This window comes from Telluria sp. ZT3P26, from assembly GCF_059686035.1.
On sequence record NZ_JCASII010000001.1, the window covers coordinates 842,852 to 864,662 of the forward strand.

Annotated in this window: 20 protein-coding genes; 11 read left to right on the forward strand and 9 right to left on the reverse strand. The window is 59.6% G+C overall.

Annotated features, from left to right (window positions below):
• Window positions 1-58 precede the first annotated feature (58 nt).
• The 4 genes from AC56LN_RS03720 to AC56LN_RS03735 all read right to left on the reverse strand — a co-directional run bounded on the left by AC56LN_RS03720 (window position 59) and on the right by AC56LN_RS03735 (window position 4,782).
• Window positions 59-1,543, reverse strand: coding sequence for a flagellin N-terminal helical domain-containing protein (locus AC56LN_RS03720; RefSeq protein ID WP_499570006.1), 1,485 nt, complete (start codon window positions 1,541-1,543; stop codon window positions 59-61).
• Window positions 1,544-1,736: 193 nt separating this feature from the next.
• A complete protein-coding gene (locus tag AC56LN_RS03725) occupies window positions 1,737-3,347 on the reverse strand; it encodes a GGDEF domain-containing protein (protein WP_499570007.1) in 1,611 nt (536 codons plus the stop codon).
• Between the two features lie 102 nt (window positions 3,348-3,449).
• Window positions 3,450-4,097 (reverse strand): response regulator, encoded by a 648-nt coding sequence (locus AC56LN_RS03730; RefSeq protein ID WP_482899772.1) that lies wholly within the window; start codon window positions 4,095-4,097, stop codon window positions 3,450-3,452.
• Complete coding sequence (locus AC56LN_RS03735; protein ID WP_499570008.1) at window positions 4,090-4,782, reverse strand: sensor histidine kinase; 693 nt, start codon at window positions 4,780-4,782, stop codon at window positions 4,090-4,092. The genes AC56LN_RS03730 and AC56LN_RS03735 overlap by 8 nt, the downstream gene beginning before the upstream one ends.
• A gap of 47 nt (window positions 4,783-4,829) precedes the next feature.
• On the opposite strand from AC56LN_RS03735, the gene greB reads away from it, so the two are divergent.
• Together greB and AC56LN_RS03745 are read left to right on the forward strand one after the other, a co-directional pair.
• On the forward strand, window positions 4,830-5,396 hold the full coding sequence (greB, locus tag AC56LN_RS03740) for a transcription elongation factor GreB (RefSeq protein WP_343028046.1): 567 nt from the start codon (window positions 4,830-4,832) through the stop codon (window positions 5,394-5,396).
• Window positions 5,397-5,424: 28 nt separating this feature from the next.
• Window positions 5,425-6,027 (forward strand): biliverdin-producing heme oxygenase, encoded by a 603-nt coding sequence (locus tag AC56LN_RS03745; protein WP_499570009.1) that lies wholly within the window; start codon window positions 5,425-5,427, stop codon window positions 6,025-6,027.
• A gap of 123 nt (window positions 6,028-6,150) precedes the next feature.
• Here AC56LN_RS03745 and AC56LN_RS03750 read toward each other — a convergent pair whose 3' ends face one another.
• From AC56LN_RS03750 to AC56LN_RS03765, 4 genes are all read right to left on the reverse strand, one after another.
• The gene (locus tag AC56LN_RS03750) at window positions 6,151-8,400 is read right to left on the reverse strand and encodes a RelA/SpoT family protein (RefSeq protein WP_499570011.1); all 2,250 of its coding nucleotides are present in this window, start codon (window positions 8,398-8,400) and stop codon (window positions 6,151-6,153) included.
• Window positions 8,401-8,478: 78 nt separating this feature from the next.
• Window positions 8,479-8,682, reverse strand: a complete 204-nt coding sequence (gene rpoZ, locus AC56LN_RS03755) for a DNA-directed RNA polymerase subunit omega (protein ID WP_019922806.1) — start codon at window positions 8,680-8,682, stop codon at window positions 8,479-8,481.
• Window positions 8,683-8,760: 78 nt separating this feature from the next.
• The gene (gene gmk / locus AC56LN_RS03760; protein ID WP_499570012.1) at window positions 8,761-9,408 is read right to left on the reverse strand and encodes a guanylate kinase; all 648 of its coding nucleotides are present in this window, start codon (window positions 9,406-9,408) and stop codon (window positions 8,761-8,763) included.
• A gap of 135 nt (window positions 9,409-9,543) precedes the next feature.
• Window positions 9,544-10,431, reverse strand: coding sequence for a YicC/YloC family endoribonuclease (locus AC56LN_RS03765; protein WP_499570013.1), 888 nt, complete (start codon window positions 10,429-10,431; stop codon window positions 9,544-9,546).
• A gap of 94 nt (window positions 10,432-10,525) precedes the next feature.
• Between AC56LN_RS03765 and AC56LN_RS03770 the strand changes: the two genes are divergently transcribed.
• The 5 genes from AC56LN_RS03770 to hemW all read left to right on the forward strand — a co-directional run bounded on the left by AC56LN_RS03770 (window position 10,526) and on the right by hemW (window position 15,126).
• A complete protein-coding gene (locus AC56LN_RS03770; protein WP_499570014.1) occupies window positions 10,526-11,533 on the forward strand; it encodes a serine/threonine-protein kinase in 1,008 nt (335 codons plus the stop codon).
• A gap of 8 nt (window positions 11,534-11,541) precedes the next feature.
• The gene (locus AC56LN_RS03775) at window positions 11,542-12,471 is read left to right on the forward strand and encodes a PP2C family protein-serine/threonine phosphatase (RefSeq protein WP_499570015.1); all 930 of its coding nucleotides are present in this window, start codon (window positions 11,542-11,544) and stop codon (window positions 12,469-12,471) included.
• Between the two features lie 11 nt (window positions 12,472-12,482).
• A complete protein-coding gene (rph, locus tag AC56LN_RS03780) occupies window positions 12,483-13,214 on the forward strand; it encodes a ribonuclease PH (protein ID WP_499570016.1) in 732 nt (243 codons plus the stop codon).
• Between the two features lie 69 nt (window positions 13,215-13,283).
• Window positions 13,284-13,874, forward strand: coding sequence for an RdgB/HAM1 family non-canonical purine NTP pyrophosphatase (gene rdgB / locus AC56LN_RS03785; protein WP_499570776.1), 591 nt, complete (start codon window positions 13,284-13,286; stop codon window positions 13,872-13,874).
• A 1-nt stretch (window position 13,875) separates the two neighbouring features.
• On the forward strand, window positions 13,876-15,126 hold the full coding sequence (hemW, locus tag AC56LN_RS03790) for a radical SAM family heme chaperone HemW (protein ID WP_499570017.1): 1,251 nt from the start codon (window positions 13,876-13,878) through the stop codon (window positions 15,124-15,126).
• Between the two features lie 13 nt (window positions 15,127-15,139).
• Here the strand turns inward: hemW and AC56LN_RS03795 are convergent, their stop codons facing one another.
• Window positions 15,140-15,409, reverse strand: a complete 270-nt coding sequence (locus tag AC56LN_RS03795; RefSeq protein WP_499570018.1) for a hypothetical protein — start codon at window positions 15,407-15,409, stop codon at window positions 15,140-15,142.
• Between the two features lie 175 nt (window positions 15,410-15,584).
• On the opposite strand from AC56LN_RS03795, the gene AC56LN_RS03800 reads away from it, so the two are divergent.
• The 4 genes from AC56LN_RS03800 to AC56LN_RS03815 are packed head-to-tail and all read left to right on the forward strand — an operon-like array spanning window position 15,585 to window position 21,724.
• Window positions 15,585-18,317 carry a type VI secretion system Vgr family protein gene (locus AC56LN_RS03800; protein ID WP_499570019.1) on the forward strand — a complete coding sequence of 911 codons (2,733 nt, stop codon included), beginning with the start codon at window positions 15,585-15,587 and terminating at the stop codon, window positions 18,315-18,317.
• A gap of 29 nt (window positions 18,318-18,346) precedes the next feature.
• Complete coding sequence (locus AC56LN_RS03805) at window positions 18,347-20,077, forward strand: esterase/lipase family protein (RefSeq protein ID WP_499570020.1); 1,731 nt, start codon at window positions 18,347-18,349, stop codon at window positions 20,075-20,077.
• Complete coding sequence (locus tag AC56LN_RS03810) at window positions 20,077-21,471, forward strand: T6SS immunity protein Tli4 family protein (RefSeq protein WP_499570021.1); 1,395 nt, start codon at window positions 20,077-20,079, stop codon at window positions 21,469-21,471. The genes AC56LN_RS03805 and AC56LN_RS03810 overlap by 1 nt, the downstream gene beginning before the upstream one ends.
• Complete coding sequence (locus tag AC56LN_RS03815; RefSeq protein ID WP_499570022.1) at window positions 21,464-21,724, forward strand: PAAR domain-containing protein; 261 nt, start codon at window positions 21,464-21,466, stop codon at window positions 21,722-21,724. The genes AC56LN_RS03810 and AC56LN_RS03815 overlap by 8 nt, the downstream gene beginning before the upstream one ends.
• Window positions 21,725-21,811 lie beyond the last annotated feature (87 nt).

Genomic DNA, 21,811 nt, shown 5'->3' on the forward strand with positions numbered 1-21,811 from the left:
CAAATTTCTTTAGCCGGGGAACCGCTTACCGTTTGATGTTGTTACTACTCGTTAGCGATTAGCCACGCAGCAGCGACAGGACACCGTTCGGCAGCGAGTTGGCCTGGGCCAGCATCGAGGTACCAGCCTGTTGCAGGATCTGACCACGGGTCATCTTTGCGGTTTCAGAAGCGAAGTCGGTATCGACGATGCGGCTGCGCGATGCTGACAGGTTCTCGGTCGACGACGACAGGTTCGAGATCGCCGATTCAAAACGCGACTGTAGTGCGCCGTACTGGGCGCGTTGGCCGTTGACCGACGACAAGGCTGCGTCAGCGACTTTGATTGCTTCCTGGGCCCCTTCAAAACTGCTGATGTCGATTTTGGCAACCGTTTTCAGCGCAGAGCTACCGCCCAGATTGATGCCGGTCGCCCCTGCGGTGACAACGTCAGCAGTAGTGGTTTCGACAACGGAAAAGCTCTTGTCAGAGTCCATGGTGATACGACCATTGGCCACACCGACGCCGCTGGCGGCGACCAGACTAAAACCGGTTGCGTTAAGCGGGGCTCCATCGGCCTTGTAGCCGCCCATGGCTATGGCGCCTGTGCCGGTGTTCGCGATCTTGATGTCATTACCTTCGGCATTGGTCAGCTTGATGCCTCCGCCGTTCTGTGATTCATACGATGCAGTTACACCGGTTTTTGCCGTCTGTGCATTGAAGGCACTGATGGCCGCAGCGTAATCGTCCGACGTACTGCCGGAGCCACCAACCGAGAACGAGACCGTGACCTTGTCGGCAGCGGCGCTATTGTCGGAATTCAGGTCAAGTGTATAAGCACCTGCGCCGCCCTTCAGATACGTATCGGTACGTGCGGTGGCGGTGACCCCGGTCCCTGCCGATTCGGTGTTGATTTTAGCCGCAACGCTCTTTGCAGTATCACCCGTTGCGGTGGTGATCGATTTGGTGCCGTTCGCGCCGGAGATAACGGCCTTACCAGCAGTAATCAACGAGGCAGCGGTGACCTCGTCCGCATTGTTTCCAATTTGGTTATTGCCGTAGGTCGAGGTATTGAAGTTTGCGCCGGTCATCGAGATCAGCTGGCCAGCATTGGCACCAACCTGGAAGTTCGCGGTGCCCATTGTGCCGTCCAGCAACTTCTGTCCGTTGAACTCGGTGGTGTTGGCGATACGATTCAGTTCCGAGGTCAGCTGGGTGACTTCAGTTTGCAGTGCTTTGCGGTCGCTGGCCGAGTTCGATGCGTTCGACGATTGAACAGCCAGTTCGCGGACACGTTGCAGAATGTCGCCCGAGCTCGACAGAGCGCCTTCAGCGGTTTGCGCCATCGACACGCCATCGTTGGCGTTACGGGTAGCTTGCGTCATGCCCTTGATTTGCGAATTCATGCGGTCCGAAATCGCCAGACCAGCGGCGTCATCCTTGGCGCTGTTGATGCGCATACCCGACGACAGGCGTTGGATCGAGGTATTCAGCTGCGATTGCGAGGTCGACAGGTTACGCTGCGAGTTCAGGGATGCGACGTTGGTGTTGATTACTGATGCCATGGTGTTTCTCCAGACTAGGTCTTACTAGGGGTGCAGCGACCGTGCTGCTGTTCACTTTGGTCCGTCTCGCTATTCAGTGACGTTCAAACCGCTGTTGTTGCTGGTAACGGTGCCCTATGGAAAAAGTTTAGGGCCGGATCTCAAAATAAATCGTTTTTTTTACCTGTCTGGAAAAACACGCGTTCAGAACTTGTCAATCCGCCACGACTACCCGGTTCTTCCCGCTATTCTTGGCCTGGTACATCGCCTTGTCGGCGCGCGCCATCAGCGATGCCTGCTCCTCGTTCTGCACCCGCAGCGCCACCCCGCACGAGAAGGTGATCAGCATCTTCTCGTTATCGTGCAAGAAGAAGTGCCGGGTCAGCTCGCGCTGCACCCGCACCATGGCGGCCGCTGCCGCGTCGACCGTCGTCTCGGGCAGCAGGATCAAAAATTCCTCGCCGCCGAAGCGCGCGATCACGTCCATCGAGCGCAGCGTCTCGCGCACGACCTTGACCAGGTGCTTGAGCGCGGCGTCGCCCGCCAGGTGCCCGTAGGTGTCGTTCAGGCGCTTGAAGTTGTCGAGATCCAGCAGCGCCACGCACAGCGGCGTGTTGCGGCGGTCGGCGCGCGCGCTTTCGCGCTCGAACACGTCGTCCAGGCCGCGGCGGTTCAGGCTGCCGGTCAGTTGATCCTCTCGCACCAGCTCGCTCATATGCTGCAGCTCGGCTTCGAGTTCGCGGATGCGCTGCTCGGCTTCCTGCACTTCGCGGTGCGCGCCCACCATGCGGTCACGCGAGGCCAATGCTTCGTCCTGCGCATGGCGGGTCTCGCGCAGCACGTCGTTCAGGACGGTATTGAGTTCGTTGATATCGGTCGCGCCGCCGATGCGCTCGGAGAAGTCGCCCAGCTTGGCGTGGTAGTCGCCGGTCGCGGCGGCCACCGATCCCAGGCGGTCGACAAACGTCATCATCATGTTCTTCATTGTCGCGCGCACGTCGGCGATGCCATGCTTCAGGTGACTCTGCTTGATGATCACGTCTTTCAGGCTGCGCGTGGCGTCTTCCAGCGCGCGCGTGTCCATCGGGCCGGCGATCAGTTCCTGCACCGCGACCACCTGGCCGCGCATGTAGTTGTCGTCCTCGAGCAAGCCTTCGATATTGTCGAGCAGCAGGCGGAACAGCCGCAGCAGCAATTCCTGCTGGCCGGCGCTGTCATCCTTGCGCAGCTCGATCTGGAAGCACAACTGCTTCAGGCGCGCCTCGATCTCCTGCAGTTCGCTCTCGCCAACGGCTGTCTTGACCAAGGCGCCCAGCGCTTCGGCCTCCTTGACCTGTTCCGGGTTGTCGCTCAGCAGAGATGCGCAGGCAAACGACAGCGTGCGCGCCAGCATGTCGCGCAGCAGGCGCGTCTGGGGCTCTTCGTCGCCCATCGCCATCACCGGGGTGTTGCGCCGCAGATGCCGCTCGCTCAACTGGGCCAGTGCTTGGGTGTAGCCGCTCCAGTCCCCGTTCTTGATGGCGCGCGTCATGCGCCGGCCGTATTCGGCCAGCTCGCCCGGCGTGTCGAGCATGCGGCGCGCGAACCCGCTCAGTACCTCGATCGCCCCCGGATCCGGAGCGGGTGCGGGCGGTGGCGGTGGCGTACCGGCAATCTCGTCATAGATGGCGCGGTAGGCATCCGGCGTCGGCGCGATACGGCGCGTGGCCAGGCGGCGAAACGCCTCGCGTGCGATGTCGGCAGGGTTTGCCGCCGCGCCTGCAGCAGGAGTGGCAGCGGAACCAGCGCCAGGTGCAGCGGGGACGGGTGTGGACGGAGTGGACATGGATTGCAGCGCGGTGCCGGGTTTGCAGGATTGACGACATGATAGGCAGTTTATTTGCCTCTCATCAACAACTATTCAGTGGCAGTACAAGCGGCAGGGGCGTCAGTCGACCAGGCCGTTGCGGATCGCATACGTGGTCAGCTCGGCACTGCTCCGGAGTTTCATTTTTACCAACAGGCGTGCGCGGTATTCGCTGATGGTCTTGACCGACAGCGACAGTTCGCCCGCGATCTGCGTCACGGTCATGCCGGACGCGATCATCGTCAGCGTCTGGTATTCGCGGTCCGACAGCCCCTCATGGGCAGCGCTTTCATGGTCTTCGCCGATCGAACTGGCCAGTTTTTGCGCAAGCGCAGCACTGACATACTTTTGCCCGCCTGCCACCAGCCGGATGGCCGTGACCAGTTCGCGCGGCGCGCTCTGCTTGGTGATGTAGCCGGCCGCGCCCGCCTTGAGCGCGCGAATCGCGTACTGGTCTTCACGGTGCATCGACAACATCAGCACCGACAGCTCGGGCTTGTCCTTCTTGATCTGCTTGAGCACATCGATGCCATTGCGGTCGGGCAGCGAGATATCGAGCAACATCACGTGGCAGCGCGTCTTGCCCGCCAGGCGCACGGCATCGTGCCCATCCTCGGCCTCACCGGCGACAACGATGTCGCGCTCGTCGGCAAGGATCTGCTTGAGTCCTTCGCGCACGATCGCGTGGTCATCGGCGATGCATACCCGGATTGTTACTTTTTCACTCATCCTGTTTCTTGTTCTGTGCCGGGGCCACGGGCGGCGCCAGCCTGGTCTTGACGGTCAACATCGTGCCACCTCCGGGCGCCGGCGACAAGGACAGCGCGCCGCCAAGCGCGCTGGCCCGTTCGTGCATGCCGCGCAGGCCGAACGCATCCGGCGCGACGCGCACGGCCGGGTCGATGCCGCGGCCGTTGTCGCCGATGGACAGCGTGAGGTGGCGATCGTCGAGGTGCAGCGTCAGCGTGACCTGCGTCGCGGCTGCATGCTTGGCAATATTGGTCAGCGCTTCCTGAGCGATGTGGAAGAGAGCGGTGGCGTGGTCCGGCGCCGGCTCGGGCGCCAGCGCGGCGGGGCCGTGCGTGATCACGGCGATGCCGGTCTGGCGGGTGAATTCGCGCGCCTGCCATGCGAGCGCAGCCGCCAGGCCCAGGTCGAGCGCGGCGGCGCGCAGGCCGAACCCAATGCGGTCTACCGATTCGATGGTGCGGTCGACCAGGTCGTCGATGTACTGGGCCTGGCCGGCCAGGCCGGGCTGATCGGCCGGCACGCGCGCCGCCAGCCGCGCCAGCGCCATCTTGATGGCGATGAGGTTGCCGCCCAGGTCATCGTGCAGCTCGCGCGCGATCCGGCTGCGCTCGTCCTGTCGGGCGGCCTGGTCGGGGTCGTGCTGGAGCGGGGTGGGGTGGTGCATGGTCGAATGATACGACAAGGGCGCGCAAGTCTCGCTACAATGCATCCATGAACAAGGCATTTGTAAAAGAGTCCGACAACGACGACGATGATGAAGCCCTGGCGCTGGCGCAGGCGATTCCTGACGGCGCCAAGAACTACATCACCCCGGCCGGCTACCAGCGCATCAAGGATGAGCTGCTTCAACTGATCGACGTCGACCGGCCCGAAGTCGTGCGCATCGTGCACTGGGCCGCGTCCAATGGCGACCGTTCCGAGAACGGCGACTATATCTATGGCAAACGCCGCCTGCGCGAAATCGACCGCCGCATCCGCTTTCTCACCAAGCGCATGGATTCGGCGTTCGTTGTCGATCCGAGCATTCAGCATGGCAACGACCAGGTGTTCTTCGGCGCCACGGTCCGCTACGTCAATGGCGCCGGCGAAGAGCACACGATCACGATCGTCGGCATCGACGAACTCGATCCACTGCATGGCAAGATCAGCTGGGTCTCGCCGGTAGCGCGTGCGCTGACCAAGTGCCGCGAAGGCGATGTGGCGCAGCTGCAGACGCCGCTGGGCATGGACGAGCTCGAAATCATCTCGGTCGACTATCCCGAACCCGTCACCGACTGAGCTTGCAGCCCGGTGCTACTATGTGCGCATGAACCGACCTCACGAAGCGGCGCACACGACGATGCACCAGCAGGCAGATCCCCTGGCGGCATTGCGCGCCGCGACCAGCGAACAACACGAACGGCTCGACAGCGGCCTGCCGTTGTCCGGGCCCGCCCCCGATTTGCACGACTATGCGGCGCACCTGACGATGGTGCGCGACTGGCTGGCACCGTTGCAGCCGTGGCTGGCGTCGTTCGCGGATGGGCCGCAGCTGGTCTTGCCGCCGGTCGAACGCCTGGCGCTGATCGGCGCGGACCTGGACGAGCCCGGCATGCCGCCGCTGCGTGCACCGGCGCCGGCCCACGCGTGGCCGCACCATGCCAGCGCGGCGTACCGCTGGGGCGTGTGCTACGTGATCGAAGGCTCGCAACTGGGCGGCAAGGTACTGTACGGGAAGCTGAAGGATGCCATGGCGCCGCATCCGCTGCGCTATCTGAAGGGGAGTGACGCCGGGCCGGGCCCGCGCTGGCGTGCGTTCATGCTGGCGCTGAAAGAACACGTGAAGTCGCCGGACGAGATTGCCGATGCCTGTGCCGGCGCGTGCGCGGCGTTCGAGAGTATTTTGAAGTTGAGCCTGGATAGCAAGTAGGGTGGACGGGTTTTCCCGTCCACGCGTTCAAACAGTCTCCGCCTACCACGGAGCAACGTCGGTTTGAACGCGTGGACGGCATAGCCGTCCACCCTATATCGGCAACGTCCCGAAAAACGGAAATTACGTCCGTTCGCGCTCCACCCGATTCACGCCCGCCACGCGGCGCAGATTGCGAATCAGCTGCGCCAGGTGCACCCGGTCGGCGATCTGGATCGTGAAGCGCAGCTGCGTCATCATGTTTTCGTCGTCCTCGTCCATGCCCACATACGTGATGTTGGCGTCGGACTCGCCGATCTCGGCAGCCACGCGGGCGAGGATGCCTTTTTCGTTGTTGATCAGCAGGCGGATACGGCAGTCGAAGCGGCGGTTCAGGTCGTCGCCCCACTGCACGGCGATCCAGCGATCGGGTTCCTTTGCGAGCAGGCGCTTGGCCGTCTGGCAATCGCAGGTGTGCACCACCAGCGCCTGGTCGCGGCGCAGCTGGCCCGTGATCTGGTCGCCCGGGATCGGCAGGCAGCACGGCGCCAGCTGGACGGCCACGCCTTCGCTGCCATAGATCGTGACGGGAGCAATGTCACTGGCCGGCAGCGGCTTGTGCGACGGCAGCAGGTCGGGGTCGCCTTCCATCAGACCGAAGATCTGGCGCGCCACCAGCGTCGGCATGCGTTTGCCGATGCCGATGTCGGCAAACACTTCTTCCATTGAATTGGCCGACGACTCGGCCAGCAGGCGCTCGACGACACTGGCGGGCAGATCCGGCTTGATGTTGCGTACGGCCAGTGCCTGGGTCAGCAGCTCGAGGCCCAGCTCGGCCGACTCGTTGACGTCGACCAGGCGCAGATGATGGCGGATCGCCGAACGCGCCTTGCCGGTACGGACGAACGTCAGCCAGGTAGGGCTCGGGCGCGAATCGGGTTGCGTGATGATCTCGACGATGTCACCGTTGTGCAGCTCGGTGCGCAGCGGTTGCTCTTCGTTGTTGATCTTCACGCCCACCGTGTGGTCGCCGATGCCGGTGTGGATCGAGTAGGCAAAGTCGAGCGCCGTCGCGCCGCGGGGCAGGGCGATGATCTTCGACTTGGGCGTGAACACGTAGACCGAATCGGGGAACAGGTCGACCTTGACGTGTTCGAGGAACTCGGCCGAGTCGCCCGTTTGCTGCTGGATGTCGAGCAGCGACTGCAGCCACGCATGGGTGCGCTGCTGCAGGTCGGACATATTCGATTCGCCCGTCTTGTACAGCCAATGCGCGGCCACGCCGCTTTCGGCGGTGCGGTGCATGTCCTGCGTGCGGATCTGGAATTCGACGGGCGTGCCGTAGGGGCCGATCAGCGTCGTGTGCAGCGACTGGTAGCCGTTGATCTTGCCGATGGCGATGTAGTCCTTGAACTTGCCCGGCATCGGCTTGTACAGCGCGTGCAGGGTGCCCAGGGCCACATAACACTCGGGCACGCTGTCGACGACGACGCGGAAACCGTACACGTCGAGCACCTGCGAGAACGACAGGTGCTTGTTGCGCATCTTTTTATAGATGCCGTACAGGGTCTTTTCGCGGCCGTGCACTTCGGCTTTCAGGCCGCCGGCCTCGAGCTGGTTCTTGACCGCTTCGAGGATTTTCTTGACCACTTCACGGCGGTTGCCGCGCGCCGACTTGATCGCCTTGGACAGCGTCTGGTAGCGCACCGGATAGAGGTGCGAGAACGACAGGTCCTGCAGCTCGCGGTAGATATTGTTCAGGCCGAGGCGGTGCGCGATCGGCACGTAGACTTCCATCGTCTCGCCGGCGATGCGGCGCTTCTTGGCCGGAATCATGAAGCCGAGCGTGCGCATATTATGGAGGCGGTCGGCCAGCTTGATCAGGATGACGCGCACGTCCGACGCCATCGCCAGCAGCATCTTGCGGAAGTTTTCCGCCTGCGCTTCGAGCTGGCTCTGGAATTCGATTTTCTCGAGCTTGGACAGACCGTCGACGAGGTTGGCGACCTGCGCGCCGAAGCGCTCGATCAGCTCATCCTTCTTGACGTCCTGGTCTTCGATCACGTCGTGCAGCAGCGCGGCCATGATGGCTTGCGCATCGAGTTTCCACTCGGCGCAGATTTCGGCAACGGCAATCGGATGGGAGATATAGGGCTCGCCCGACTTGCGGACCTGGCCCAGGTGCATCTCGTCAGAGAAGCGGTAGGCTTCCTTGACCTTTTTGAGTTCGGCGGGGGTAAGGTATTCGGACAGCTTGGTGATCAGCTGCGTCACCGAGGCCACGCCCGGCACGATGGGGCCGGCGGGCTCGATGAAGTCGGGCGGACGATTGTCCGCCCGCCGCTCGCGCGGAGCAGGGTTGCGTGAAGCAGAATCTGGAGGTAACAGGTTCATTACGTTAATCGTCTGGCTGCGGTGAGATCAGAATAACAGAAGACGGGATAACGCAAATTCAGGCAACCCCGAATGGGATTACATCGGGACTTTTTTCAGCATTTCGATGCCGACTTTACCAGCGGCGATCTCGCGCAGGGCGACGACGGTTGGCTTGTCCTTGGCTTCGACCTTCGGGGTGTGGCCTTGCAGCAGCTGGCGCGCACGATACGTTGCTGCCAGGGTCAGCTGGAAACGGTTCGGGATGTTCTTGAGGCAGTCTTCGATGGTAATGCGGGCCATGTGTGCTCCTGGGTTGCTGAATGTTAGGTGACAATGAGTGAAAACAACGCGTGCGGCGCGCCTGCAACGGCGCGCTCGTCAAGATTGTGGTTGATTCGCGTGGATTCCCAGCTGGGCAAACAGCGTAGCGTTGCGGGCAGCTTGTTGGGCAAATCGGCAACGTGTCGCTTTGACAATCGCCTGCAGCTCAGCCAGGGCGACGTTAAACTCTTCGTTGATGATAGCATATTCGAAGTCGGGTGCGTGAGCGATCTCGCCGCCCGCCGCCAGCAGGCGTCGCGTGATGATGTGCGGCTCGTCGGTGCCCCGCTTGTGCAGGCGCTGTTCCAGCGCTTCGATCGATGGTGGCAAAATAAAAATGCCGGCCGCGTCCGGGAACAGCTTGCGTACCTGGCGCGCGCCTTGCCAGTCGATTTCCAGCAGAATATCCGTGCCGTTTTTCATTTCTTGCTCGACCGACAGGCGGCTCGTGCCGTAATAATTGCCGTGCACTTCAGCCCACTCGAGAAACTCGCCGCGGTCGGCGCGCGTGACGAAATCGTCGGCGGTCGTGAAGTGGTATTCGCGGCCATCCTGTTCGCCCGGGCGCGGTGGGCGGGTGGTCGTGGAGATGGACAGCTTGATGCCAGGTTCGTTCGCCAGCAGGGCGTTGACCAGGGTCGATTTGCCGGCGCCGGATGGGGCGGCGACGACGAACAGGCTGCCGGAAAAGGCTTGTGGGAGCATGGCGGGGTCCTTTGTCAGTACGGTATATGCGCGAGCATGGTGTCGCGGGTGGTCAGGTTAACGTCGAACGCGTGGGCGGCTCAGCCGTCCACGCGTTCAACCGGCTCTGGTGCGGCCGACGATTCAATCTATAACTTACTCGAGGTTCTGCACCTGTTCACGCATCTGCTCGATGAGCAGCTTGAGCTCCATCGACGCATCGGCCAGTTCCTTCACCGACGCCTTGGCGCCGAGCGTGTTGGCTTCGCGATTGAGCTCTTGCATCATGAAGTCGAGGCGCTTGCCGACCTGGCCGCCTTTTTTCAGGATGTGGCGCGTTTCGTTCAGGTGCGCCGACAGGCGCGACAATTCTTCCGACACGTCGATCCGGATGCCGTACAAGGTCACTTCCTGGCGAATCCGCTCCAGCACTTCCTGGCGCGTGAGCGTCGACGGATTGCCGTGACCGGCCAGGCCCAGCGCGTCCTGCATGCGGTCGATGGCCTTGTTCTGGAATTGCGAAATGACTTGCGGGATCAGCGGCGTGATGCGCTTGACGATCGCTTCCATCGATTCGATGCGCGATTGCAGCATCGTTTCGAGCGCCGCGCCTTCGCGCCGGCGGCTGTCGACGAACGCGGCAATGGTGGTAACCGTGAGCGCGGCGACGTCGGCCTGGAGCGACTCCTGGCCGATGGTCGATTCTTCGATGACACCGGGCCAGCGCAGCAGTTCGGCCACGGTCATGGGTGCGGCCTGCGCGAAGTGACGCGCCACTTCGCCTTGCAGCCGGGCCAGGTCGGCCAGCAGTTCCTGATTGAGCGCTGCGGCGCCACCGCTGACCTTGCGGCCGAACGAGACGCGCACTTCGACCTTGCCGCGCTGGATGGCGGCCATGATGGCCGTTCGCAGATCGGGTTCCAGCGCGCGCAAATCGTCGTTGATGCGGAACTGCAAATCGAGGAAGCGCGAGTTGACGCTCTTGATTTCGATCGTGAGGGTTCCGGCAGCGCCTTCGCTGGTGGCGACCGCATAACCTGTCATGCTTGAAATGCTCAATGAAATCCCCGGTTTTTATTCTTTACAAAGCCGACATTTATCCACACAATCGCGCTGTTTAGCAAGGAAACCCAATTGGATGGCTGCACAGAATAACGCTCCTCTGCCCGCAGGACTCGAAATTGCCGGATACCGCATTGTAAAGAAAATTGCGTCCGGCGGGTTCAGTATTGTTTATCTTGCCTATGACAGTGAAGGCAATGCAGTGGCCATCAAGGAGTACCTGCCAAGCGCGCTGGCGCTGCGTCAGCCGGGGCAATTGATTCCGGTGGTGGCCAAGCCCCACCTGGCAGTCTTTCGCATCGGCCTGAAGTGTTTTTTCGAAGAGGGCCGCGCCCTGGCGCGCATCGTGCACCCGAACGTGGTGCGGGTGCTCAATTTCTTCCGCGCCCATGAGACCGTCTATATGGTCATGGCCTACGAGTCCGGCCACTCGCTGCAGGAACACATCGCGCGCGCGGCTGCCAAAGGCAATGGCCTAAGCGAAAACTTCGTGCGCCAGGTATTCCACGGCGTCTGCAGCGGCCTGCGCGAAGTCCACGCCAACAAGCTGCTGCACCTTGACCTCAAACCGGCCAACATCTACCTGCGTACTGACGGCTCGCCGCTGCTGCTCGACTTCGGCGCCGCGCGCCAGACGCTGCATACCGACGCCCCGATGCTCGCCCCGATGTACACGCCGGGTTTTGCTGCCCCCGACCTGTACACACGCGGCGCGGCGCTCGGCCCCTGGACCGATATCTACAGCCTGGGCGCGGCCATGCTCGCCTGCATGAGCCGCTCGACGCCGCCGCCGGTCGATGCGCGCCGCATGGACGATCACGTGCCGCGCCATCTGGCGCGCCTGGCAGGCTATTATTCACCGGAGCTGGTCAAACTGGTGGCCGCGTGCCTGGCGCTCGACCCATTGATGCGGCCGCAAAGCGTGTTCGAGATCCAGAAGGTGCTGCAGGCCGCGCCGGCCGCGCCGCTGCCGGCGCGGGCCACGGCCCCGTCGACAGCCGAAGCCGACGTCGCAGGTTCAGGCGAAGCACGCGGCGGTTGGCGCGGCCTGGTCGACCGTCTCGGCGCATTCCGGCGCGATTAAAGGAAGTCATGCAATTCTCGGTGTATCAACAAAGCCATATTGGCGGACGCAAGGTCAACCAGGACCGGATGGGCTACTGCTACACGCGCGACGCCTTGCTGCTGCTGCTGGCCGACGGCATGGGCGGCCACCTGGGCGGGGAGATCGCCGCGACCATCGCCCTGCAGACGGTGTCGGCGATGTTCCGCCTGCAGGCGCGCCCGTATGTGAAAAAGCCCGAGCGCTTCCTCGAAGAAGCGCTGCTGCAGGCGCACCATGACATCCAGGCCTATGCCGTCACCCACGGCCTGCCCGAGATCCCGCGCACTACCGTCGTTGCCTGCCTGATCCAGCATAACTGCGCCGTCTGGGCGCACGTGGGCGACTCGCGCCTGTACTGGGTGCGCCGCAAGCAGGTACTGGCCTGCACGCGCGACCACTCGCATTTCGAGTACCTGCTCGAACGCGGCCGCGCCGACCCGTCCGAGCGCAACACGCACCCCGACCGCAACAAGCTCTATAACTGCCTGGGCGCGTCGAGCCCGCCGAAGATCGAGCTGTCGCAGCAGCACAGCCTGCAGCATGGCGACATGCTGCTTCTATGCTCGGACGGTTTGTGGTCCGTGCTGCCCGAAACCGAAATCGTGCACCGCCTGGCCACGAGCGGCGTCGTGCAGGCGGTGCCGGAACTGGTGCAGATGGCCGCTGCCATCGGCGGCGCGCAGGCCGACAACACGACCGCGCTGGCCATCGCCTGGCAGGGCGCGGCCGGCACGATCGATGGCGATGCCCTGAATGTGATCTCGACCCAGATGCTGGCCGAGGATGCCGTCAGCTCCACCATTGTCGCCGGTGACCCGCTGCCCGAAGGCAGCGACGCATTCGACGAAGACGATATCGAAAAAGCCATCGCCGAGATCCGCGAAGCGATCGAAAAATCCTCCCAGCTGCTCAAGTAAGGACCGACCCCATGACCCACCCACCGCGCCCGAGCGGCCGCGCGCCAGACCAGCTGCGCCCGATCGTCATCACCCGCAACTACACGCGCCACGCCGAAGGCTCGGTGCTGATCGAGTTCGGCGACACCAGGGTGATCTGCACGGCCAGCATCGAGGACAAGGTACCGGCCTTCCTGAAAGGGAAGGGCCAGGGCTGGCTGACCGCGGAATACGGGATGCTGCCGCGTTCGACCCACAAGCGCATGGACCGCGAAGCGGCGCGCGGCAAGCAGAGCGGGCGCACGCAGGAAATCCAGCGCCTGATCGGCCGCTCGCTGCGCGCCGCGTTTGATTTGCACGCGTTCGGCGAGCGCACGCTGCATCTGGATTGCGACGTGATCCAGGCCGACGGCGGCACCCGCACCGCCGCCATCACGGGCGCGATGGTGGCCGCGCACGATGCCTTCGGCACGCTGCTCTCATCCTGCGCGATCACGGCGCTGCCGGTACGGCATTTCGTCGCGGCCGTGTCGGTCGGCATGGTGAACGGCGTGCCGGTGCTCGACCTGGACTATCCCGAAGACGCGAACTGCGACACCGACATGAACGTGGTGATGAACGACCAGGGCCATTTCATCGAAGTGCAGGGCACAGCCGAAGGCGCGGCGTTCGACCGCGCCGCCATGGACCGCCTGCTGGACCTGGCGCAGACAGGCATCGGCGACCTGATCCATTTGCAGAAGCAGGCGCTGCGGGTCGGCTGACCGGTTCTCGGGCGGCAGGTGCGCGAAGCCGGTAAAATGACCGGTTTCCTCACCAGCACCGTGACCACCATGACCCAGCGCCTGATCCTCGCCTCCAACAACGCCGGTAAACTCAAGGAATTCGCCCAACTGCTCGGCCCGATCGGCCTCGACCTGCATCCGCAGGGCGAATTCGACGTCCCGGAAGCAGAAGAGCCGTTCGGCACCTTCGTTGAAAACGCGCTGGCCAAGGCACGCCATGCGTCGCGCCTGACCGGCTTGCCGGCGCTGGCCGACGATTCCGGCGTCTGCGTCAATGCGCTTGGCGGCGCGCCTGGTGTGTATTCGGCCCGCTACGCCGGCGAGCCGAAATCCGACGCCAACAACAGCCGCAAGCTCGTCGCCGACCTGTCCACGCTCAGCGACAAGTCAGCCTATTACTATTGCGTTCTGGTGTATGTGCGCCACCCGGAAGACCCGCAGCCGATCATCGCCGACGGCCGCTGGAATGGCGAAATCATTGCCACGCCGCGCGGCGAGAATGGCTTCGGCTACGATCCGTACTTCCTGATCCCGTCGCTGGGCAAGACCACGGCCGAACTGGCGCCCGCCGAAAAGAACGCGCTGTCGCACCGTGGCCAGGCGCTGCGCGCGCTGGTCGAGAAACTGAAAAACACCTGACATGATCCCCATTAAATTCGTCGGCGAGAATGTACCGCAACCGTTGGCCGGCGAGCCCCGTTCGCCCGCCACGGCCGCGCTGCAATACCTGCAGCCGGGCGCGCTGAACCTGACGGCGCTGCCGCCGCTGTCGCTGTACGTGCACTGGCCATGGTGCGTGCGCAAATGTCCGTACTGCGATTTCAATTCGCACGAAGGCAAGGGAGAATTGCCCGAGAAGGATTATCTCGACGCGCTGCGCCTGGACCTGGAACAGTCGCTGCCACTGATCTGGGGCCGCAAGATCCACACCGTGTTCATTGGCGGCGGCACGCCGAGCCTGATGTCAGCGGCGGGGCTGGATCGCCTGATGTCCGACCTGCGCACCCTGCTGCCACTGGAACTGGACGCCGAGATCACGATGGAAGCCAATCCCGGCACCTTCGAGGCCGAGCGCTTCAAGAGTTATCGGGAGAGCGGCATCAACCGCCTGTCCATTGGCATCCAGAGTTTCAACCCGGCGCACCTGAAGGCGCTGGGGCGCATTCACGACGGCGACGAAGCGCTGCGCGCGGTCGAGATTGCGAAAAACACGTTCGACAACTTCAATCTCGACCTGATGTACGCGTTGCCATCGCAGACGCTGGCCGAGGCGCGCCACGACCTGGAAACGGCGCTCGCATTCGCGCCGCCGCACCTGTCGCTGTACCACCTGACGATGGAACCGAACACGGTCTTCGCCAAGTACCCGCCGGCGCTGCCGGACGACGACCTGAGCGCGGACATGCAGGACATGATCGCCGAGGTGACGGGCGCGGCCGGCTACGATCATTACGAAGTGTCGGCCTACGCGCGCGCCGGCCGGCGCGCACGCCATAACCTGAATTACTGGCAGTTCGGCGACTACCTGGGCATCGGCGCCGGCGCGCATTCAAAGATCTCGTTCCCGCACCGCATCCTGCGCCAGGCCCGCTACAAGCAGCCGGCGTCGTTCATCGAGGCAGCAAAGCGTGGCAATCCGGTACAGGAAGAGCACGAGATCGGCCGCAACGACATGGGCTTCGAATTCATGCTCAACACGCTGCGCCTGACCGGTGGCTTCGATCCGAACCTGTTCGGCGCGCGCACCGGGATGAGCATCAACACGATCACGAAGTCGCTCAACGAGGCTGAGGCCAAGGGGTTGATTTATCGCGATCACAAGCTGATCAAGCCGACCGAATTGGGCCAGCGTTTTCTGAACGATTTGCAGGAAATGTTCTTGGCTGAGTAAGCGTCTTGGGTCTTCAAGCTTGCACCACACCTGCCATCGCGGTGAGAGTGCGAGTCAGGCCGGCCACGACGCGGGCCAGGCCATCGAATTCGCCTGGCTGCTGCATCTCGGTTTTCTCATCGGCAGTCAACGGCGCGGTATGGAAATAGGGGTAGTCGGCAAAGCCGCTGCCGGTGATCAGCAAGGTCGTCATACCGGCGCTGCCAGCGCCATCGTCATTGCTCGAGAGCATCAAGCCCATCACGTAAGCCGAGATTGCCAGCCCTTGGCGCATCTGGGTCATCGCGCATTGCTGCAAGGGCCTGGCGCACGCGCTGCGCTTGGGCACTGCGGCATGAAAGCCACAACGAGAACGATGACCGTCGACACGTTGCGCATCATCAATTTCACGACAGTTTCGCATCGCTAAGATCGGGCGTTGCCGTGTGATCTGCGGAGGTCATCGTGAGGCGAAGACAGTGAAACTCGATCAAATCGCTGCGAGCGTCATGGGATTGTCGGATGCGAAACGCGCCATTCGTCTTCGTCTGTCGGGCGCCAACGGCATTGTCGACGACCTGCTGCTGGTGAAGTATGTGAGCGGTGTCGAGACGATGTGCGGCGGGATCGAATACGCGCTGCAATGCGTATGTCTCAAGGCCGGGTTGCCCCTGAAGGATTTCATTGCCAATCCGGTCGAGCTGCAGTTCGTTACTGATACCGGATCGCTGCGCACCGTCTGCGGCATTGTCGGAGGCGTGACGGAAGGACAGAGCGATGGCGGTCTGGCGACTTACCAGTTGATCGTCCGTGACGCGATTTCTCTGCTGGAGGAAACCTCCAATACGCGGGTGTTTCGCAATCGCAGTGAGGTCGATATCACGAATATCATGCTTCGCGAGTGGTGCCAATCCAATCCCATTGCCAGTGCTGCATTCCGCTTCGACCTCAGCGGGCTCAAGGTGTATCCGGCCCGCGAATTCACCATGCAATATAACGAGTCCAACGCCGCATTTTTGCGCCGCTTATGGAAACGGCGCGGCATCGCATGGTTTATCCGCGCTGGTGCCTCGAATGAACGCGGAAGCGACGACACGCCCACTCATACATTGGTGCTGTTCGACCAACCAAACGCACTGGAACAGAACCCAGCCGGCCCGGCACGTTACCACCGCGATGACGCTACTGAGCAACGCGACAGCATCACTGCCTGGCATGCAGTGCGCAAGTTGACCGCCGGGCGCGTGGAACGCCAGAGCTGGAACTATCGGCATGCCTGGTCGATGACCAGCCAGGATACGAGCCTGACGAATCAGGGCGCGACAGGCAACCGGTTCGCCGCCTCCCTTGATGACTACCTCATCGACTCACCGCACGCGGGCGAGAATTCGGACGACTATCGCTACCTTGGCCTTGCGCGCATCCAGCGCAAGGAGTATGAAGCCAAGTTCTTCGAGGGAGAAAGCGGCGACCGCGACATGCGTGTCGGGCAGTGGCGCAGGATAACCGGGCACCGTGAAATCGATTCGCATCCGGAAGCGCAGCGTGACTTTGTCTGCACCGAATTGCAGGTGGAAGCTGAAAACAACCTGCCCACGACTTTGAATGAACGCGCTGGCCGCTTATTCGCGCTGAATCGCTGGAGCGGTGATCTGGTACGCGCCAGCGCCGAGCGGGGCGCACGTTATACCAATAGATTCACTTGCGTACGACGCGGCATTCCAATCATTCCTGCCTTCGATCCACGCATCGATCTGCCACGAACGGCGCCGCAAACCGCCATCGTTGTCGGGCCTGCGAATCAAGAGATTTACTGCGACGCACTGGGGAGAATCAAGCTGCGATTTCCCGCCTGTCGCGCACAAGACCATGAACATGCCAGCGGTGCAGGCACATCGGATAGCGACCGGGATTCGGCGTGGGTGCGTGTTGCGACCGGTTGGGCAGGCAACCGATATGGCGCGATCTCGCTGCCACGCGCAGGCGATGAAGTTGTCGTCGTATTTTTGGGAGGCGACCCGGATAAGCCTCTCGTGATTGGCAGCGTTCATGGATACCGGACACCGCCCCCGGCCTTCAGCCATACCAGCGTCCTGCCCGGGGATAGGCATCTATCGGGAATCGTAAGCCGGGAAGGCGAGGGGGGACGCGCGAATCAACTGCGCATGGACGATACGCCGGGACAAATCAGTGCGCAGATCGGGAGCGAACACGATCACAGTCAACTCAACCTGGGTTATCTCACGCAGCCACGCTGCAATGGTGCCGCCGTGCCACGTGGCGAAGGCGCTGAATTGCGGACAGACGCAGCACTGGCACTGCGCGGTGGTCAAGGCGTCCTGATCAGCGCGGATGCGTCGTTGCGAGCGGCGGGACGGCAGCTGGATCGGGATGGCTTGATTGGACTGGCCGAGGCGCTGTCGAGTGTACAAAAGCAGTTGGCCGAGCTGGCCGAGGCCCATGAAACAGATGCGGTAGAAGGCGAGTCGTTGTCGCAGGTGAAGTCGCATCTGGAACAGTGGGAGCAGGGCAGCAATACGGCGCGGCAAGCTGCGGCAGGGACCGGTGCGCCCGTTGTCGCCATCGAGGCACCGGCGGGGGTGATCATTGGCAGTCAGGCTGGCGTCACGATCGGGGCGCAGACGCATGTGGATCTGGTCAGTGTTCGGAATACTCAGCTATCTGCTGGTCGCAAACTGATGCTGCATGCATTGCAAGGGATTAGTCTGTTTGCGCATTCGCTCGGAACCAAGCTTGTTGCGGCAAGCGGGAAGGTGGAGATTGTTGCTCAGGATGACAACGTCGAGATCACGTCGTCGAAAAGGATTGTTCTGACGGCGACGGAGGAGATCGTTTTGCAGGCCCCGAAAGTGACCGTGGTGACGCAGGGCGCGCAGGCGGCGTTTGGGGATGGAGCCATTACGCATCAGTGCACTGGGAGTTTTATGGTCAAGTCGGCTAAAGCAGAATTTTCAGGTGCAGGGGATGGAGTTTCCAGGTCGCTAGACATGCCGGAAAGTGCTTTAAATCATGATCAACGTGTGCGAGTGGTTGATATGAGTACGGGTGAACCTTTGGCGGATCAACATTATCGGGTCGTGTTAGAAGATGGGCAGATCATTGAAGGGCGGACAGACACAGAAGGGATGACAAAAAAATTCACTTCTGAAGTTCCTTTTGCGAATTTCACAATTGAAACCGTTGATGACTAAATTTTGATATCGAAACCACAGGTGAGGCGATGATTACTGGCAACAAGCTTGCAGGTTACAAACTTCCGATAAAACCCGAGGAAAAAACTGGAAAGATGGCGCATGGTTTCGTGACTCCCAATCAAGATCGGTCGCCTCAGGTTCACAACGTACCGCCCAAGCGATTGATGCCAATAATTTTCATTCCTGGAATAATGGGTTCGAATTTAAGGATGAGTAGTGATCGGCAGAAGAAATTAAACAAAAAAAACAATATAGCTTGGAGGCCTGACAATCTATTTGTAACTGTTCCTATGAAAGATAGTACCGCGGCTGAACGGCAGTTGAACTTTGATCCCATGTCTACTGAACTTGATATTTACGATCCGAAAAATAGTATTACTGGTGATCCTAATGAAACCGCTGACATGAGAAATAAAAGCTGTCATTTTTCCAGTCAATACTCTGGGAGCTGGAGGAGTATCAATGGTCCTTTGCTTCAAAGCGACAAGCCCGGAATGCCAAATTCTAAAACGCGAGATCAAAAAGCTCGAGAGCGAGGATGGGGAGAGGTATTTTCAAGCAGTTATGAGCAGATTCTCAGTGCATGTGAAGTCCGGTTAAATGCATCCTTCTCCAAAAACTTCAAGGATTCTTACCTCATAAATTCGATAGCGAACATTTGTCCATCCAAATGGGAGGCGAATGCAATTCCAAAATTGATAGCAATCAATGAGGAGATGATGCGAAATTCTCTTCAGGGCTGCTGGTTCCCTGTACATGCCATGGGATATAACTGGCTCAAAAGCAATAAGGAATCCGGAATTGTCGTCGCAAAAAGAATTAACAATCTAATAAGCGCCTATCAAAGTCAAGGGTATCAGTGCGAGAAAGTTATACTAATTACTCATTCGATGGGCGGGCTCGTTGCCCGTGCGGCTATTCATTCAAAAATGGGAAATGCAGGCGATAAAGTATTGGGGGTAATTCATGGAGTCATGCCCACAACTGGAGCTGGAGCTGCCTATAAAAGAATGCGTTGTGGATTTGAGGGTGACGGTACGTCGGTAAAAGTACTCGGAGCTACAGGTGATCATGTGACACCTGTTCTTGGTAATTCGCAGGGCGGATTGGAGTTGCTGCCTAGCCAAGCCTATGGAAATAATTGGCTTCAGTTAGTTCATGAAAACAAAGTGATAAAGAGTTTGCCTATACAGGGAGATCCCTACGAAGAAATATATAAGGTCAGCGATAAATGGTTTTGTTTATTGAAAGAAGAGTGGATCAATCCTTCTCGCTTGCCCGGCCGCACCCTGGAGAGGGCGTATAAGCTTCTTGATGGAGCTAAAGCTTTTCATAACTCAATCGCGGACACATTTCACGAACAAAGCTATGCCCATTATGGGGCAGATCCAGAAATGCGAGCATGGCACAAGGTTGTCTGGGAACTTAAAACTACATCAGCTTTGGAGGATTGTGAAAATTTGAAAATTTCACAAGACGATGGTAAGGGAACTTTGGTAATGCATCAAACACCCTCCCAATCTAAAAAAGAAACCCTGAAATCTTCAGTAAATGCAACATTGTGCGAACCTGTTGACCCAGGTGATCAGACAGTCCCAGCGCATTCTGCGGATGCGCAACTTCGTTGTGGGAAATTTAAGGGGATTTTTCGTCAGACAGGTTACGAGCACCAAGGTAGCTACAGTAATGAAGCTGTGATAGCAGCAACGATCTACAGTTTGTTGAAAATAATCTCGACGATGAAATGGTCAAAATAATGCGATTTAAAAAGACAGGAATGTATTTTCTGTTATTTTTAACATTGGTGGGTTTTTTATATTTATTCGATGAATCAAATATTTCATCAGAAAATGACTCGAGGAATATTGTGGAAGAAACCCCAGTCCGCCTGCAGACTATTTTTGCAAAGACCAAGATAGTTTGCTTTGGGAGATTTTTGATAAAAGTACCAGAGACGGCGACAGTCGTATATGGACCTGCTGAAGTAGCTACTCAGATAAATTATCTTGAAGGAGAAGCAAACAAAATTAGCGATTACGTCAATTCGAAAATGCTTGAGGTGGAGAGTGAGCGTGAATTTTTGGATGAGGCCGGGATTGCTTCTCTACCACTATTTGGAAAATCTTTGGATGGGCAGAGATCGGGACAAAAAATAGTGTTTGGTTCGAAAGATCAGGTTAGTTATACAATAACTTCCTACGTTCCAGTGGATGCGCACCTATTTGTTCAAAGTGTTGACGGGATTTTGCCAAATATAAATATAATCGATCAAATAAACGCAGTCGCTACTAGATTGAAATATCGCAGGGAAGAGGAAATACCTGCCGGACAAGGAATGTGTATTGAGAGAGGATTTGTTTCCGGGACGTATGAATATGAAAGAGCCACTATTGGTATCAGACTGAAAGAATATCCAGATGTGCACCTGTCAATTGATACACATAAAAACTTAGAATTTTTGCAAGAGTCTGCAAATCCAAAATTATTGCACGAGAAAGCCAGGGAGAGCGCCGAAATTGAAGGATTAGGGGTTGTTTTTTCTCGCGTTAAGGTGTTGCGTGAGGAACTTCGACAGCTTGCTGACTTGAGCGGACAGGAGGTTGCGTATCGAACGCCTGCTTATAAAAGCGCCGCATCAGTGCACGAGTTTCGCTTTCATAGCGTAGGGAAAGTTAATGATCCATTCCACCCCGAGTTCGATATTCGGTTGGATTCGGGTGTCAGTAATAATGCAAAAAGCGCCGTGAAACCAAGCATCAACGATACAGAGGCTCTGGCTCTATGGGATATGCTAATTGAGACTATTAGTTTGCGTAAGCCAGGCGATGCAACCATTTCTCATGAAGCAAAGTCAAAAGCTCCTTTAGGTACTGTCAGCAGGTCAGGAGAAATATGCCCGCAAACCGGCTTTTGGGCATGTGCTGACAAAAGGCGTATCGCTGGAGATCGAGTTCGATTATTTAAGAAGGGCGAAAACATTCCATCAGTTCTTCTCTTCGGCAATGTCGGTCTGCTGAGAAAACTGATCGGTGACGTTCATCGAGCGGCGGTGGTCGAATGGAAATTGCGCTCCTATGAAGTGCCAATAGTTCCAGATGGTGAGGCAGGCAGCGGGGGCGAAAGTAATTCGGTGAAAGACAGCCATGCCTAACGTCATCCGCCTGAACGATCCCACCAGCCATGGCGGCAAGGTCACTGCTGTCGCTGCTACGTCTTTCACCGTTGGTGGCATCGCCGTCGCCTGCATTGGCGACAAATGTGCATGCCCGATCCACGGTAACGGCACCATTGTGGAGGGCGAGTCCATGCACACGATCAATGGCAATCCAGTTGCTTATAACGGCCATCAAACCAGCTGCGGCGCTACGTTAATTTCGACCATTGCAACCTTCACTCACAGCTAGGGCGAGCCACGCGCCCCTACCTTCCAAGCCAACCTTTACGTGCAAAAAAAAACCGGGCCACGCAGGCCCGGTTTTCATTCACTTCAG

Coding starts and splice junctions, on each gene's coding strand:
- AC56LN_RS03770 (WP_499570014.1), top strand. CDS start 10,526: ATGGCTGCACAGAATAACGCTCCTCTGCCCGCAGGACTCGAAATTGCC.
- AC56LN_RS03750 (WP_499570011.1), bottom strand. CDS start 8,400: ATGAACCTGTTACCTCCAGATTCTGCTTCACGCAACCCTGCTCCGCGC.
- AC56LN_RS03730 (WP_482899772.1), bottom strand. CDS start 4,097: ATGAGTGAAAAAGTAACAATCCGGGTATGCATCGCCGATGACCACGCG.
- greB (WP_343028046.1), top strand. CDS start 4,830: ATGAACAAGGCATTTGTAAAAGAGTCCGACAACGACGACGATGATGAA.
- AC56LN_RS03810 (WP_499570021.1), top strand. CDS start 20,077: ATGCGATTTAAAAAGACAGGAATGTATTTTCTGTTATTTTTAACATTG.
- AC56LN_RS03815 (WP_499570022.1), top strand. CDS start 21,464: ATGCCTAACGTCATCCGCCTGAACGATCCCACCAGCCATGGCGGCAAG.
- AC56LN_RS03720 (WP_499570006.1), bottom strand. CDS start 1,543: ATGGCATCAGTAATCAACACCAACGTCGCATCCCTGAACTCGCAGCGT.
- gmk (WP_499570012.1), bottom strand. CDS start 9,408: ATGCTCCCACAAGCCTTTTCCGGCAGCCTGTTCGTCGTCGCCGCCCCA.
- rpoZ (WP_019922806.1), bottom strand. CDS start 8,682: ATGGCCCGCATTACCATCGAAGACTGCCTCAAGAACATCCCGAACCGT.
- AC56LN_RS03745 (WP_499570009.1), top strand. CDS start 5,425: ATGAACCGACCTCACGAAGCGGCGCACACGACGATGCACCAGCAGGCA.
- AC56LN_RS03735 (WP_499570008.1), bottom strand. CDS start 4,782: ATGCACCACCCCACCCCGCTCCAGCACGACCCCGACCAGGCCGCCCGA.
- hemW (WP_499570017.1), top strand. CDS start 13,876: ATGATCCCCATTAAATTCGTCGGCGAGAATGTACCGCAACCGTTGGCC.
- AC56LN_RS03795 (WP_499570018.1), bottom strand. CDS start 15,409: ATGACCCAGATGCGCCAAGGGCTGGCAATCTCGGCTTACGTGATGGGC.
- AC56LN_RS03805 (WP_499570020.1), top strand. CDS start 18,347: ATGATTACTGGCAACAAGCTTGCAGGTTACAAACTTCCGATAAAACCC.
- rdgB (WP_499570776.1), top strand. CDS start 13,284: ATGACCCAGCGCCTGATCCTCGCCTCCAACAACGCCGGTAAACTCAAG.
- AC56LN_RS03775 (WP_499570015.1), top strand. CDS start 11,542: ATGCAATTCTCGGTGTATCAACAAAGCCATATTGGCGGACGCAAGGTC.
- AC56LN_RS03765 (WP_499570013.1), bottom strand. CDS start 10,431: ATGACAGGTTATGCGGTCGCCACCAGCGAAGGCGCTGCCGGAACCCTC.
- AC56LN_RS03725 (WP_499570007.1), bottom strand. CDS start 3,347: ATGTCCACTCCGTCCACACCCGTCCCCGCTGCACCTGGCGCTGGTTCC.
- rph (WP_499570016.1), top strand. CDS start 12,483: ATGACCCACCCACCGCGCCCGAGCGGCCGCGCGCCAGACCAGCTGCGC.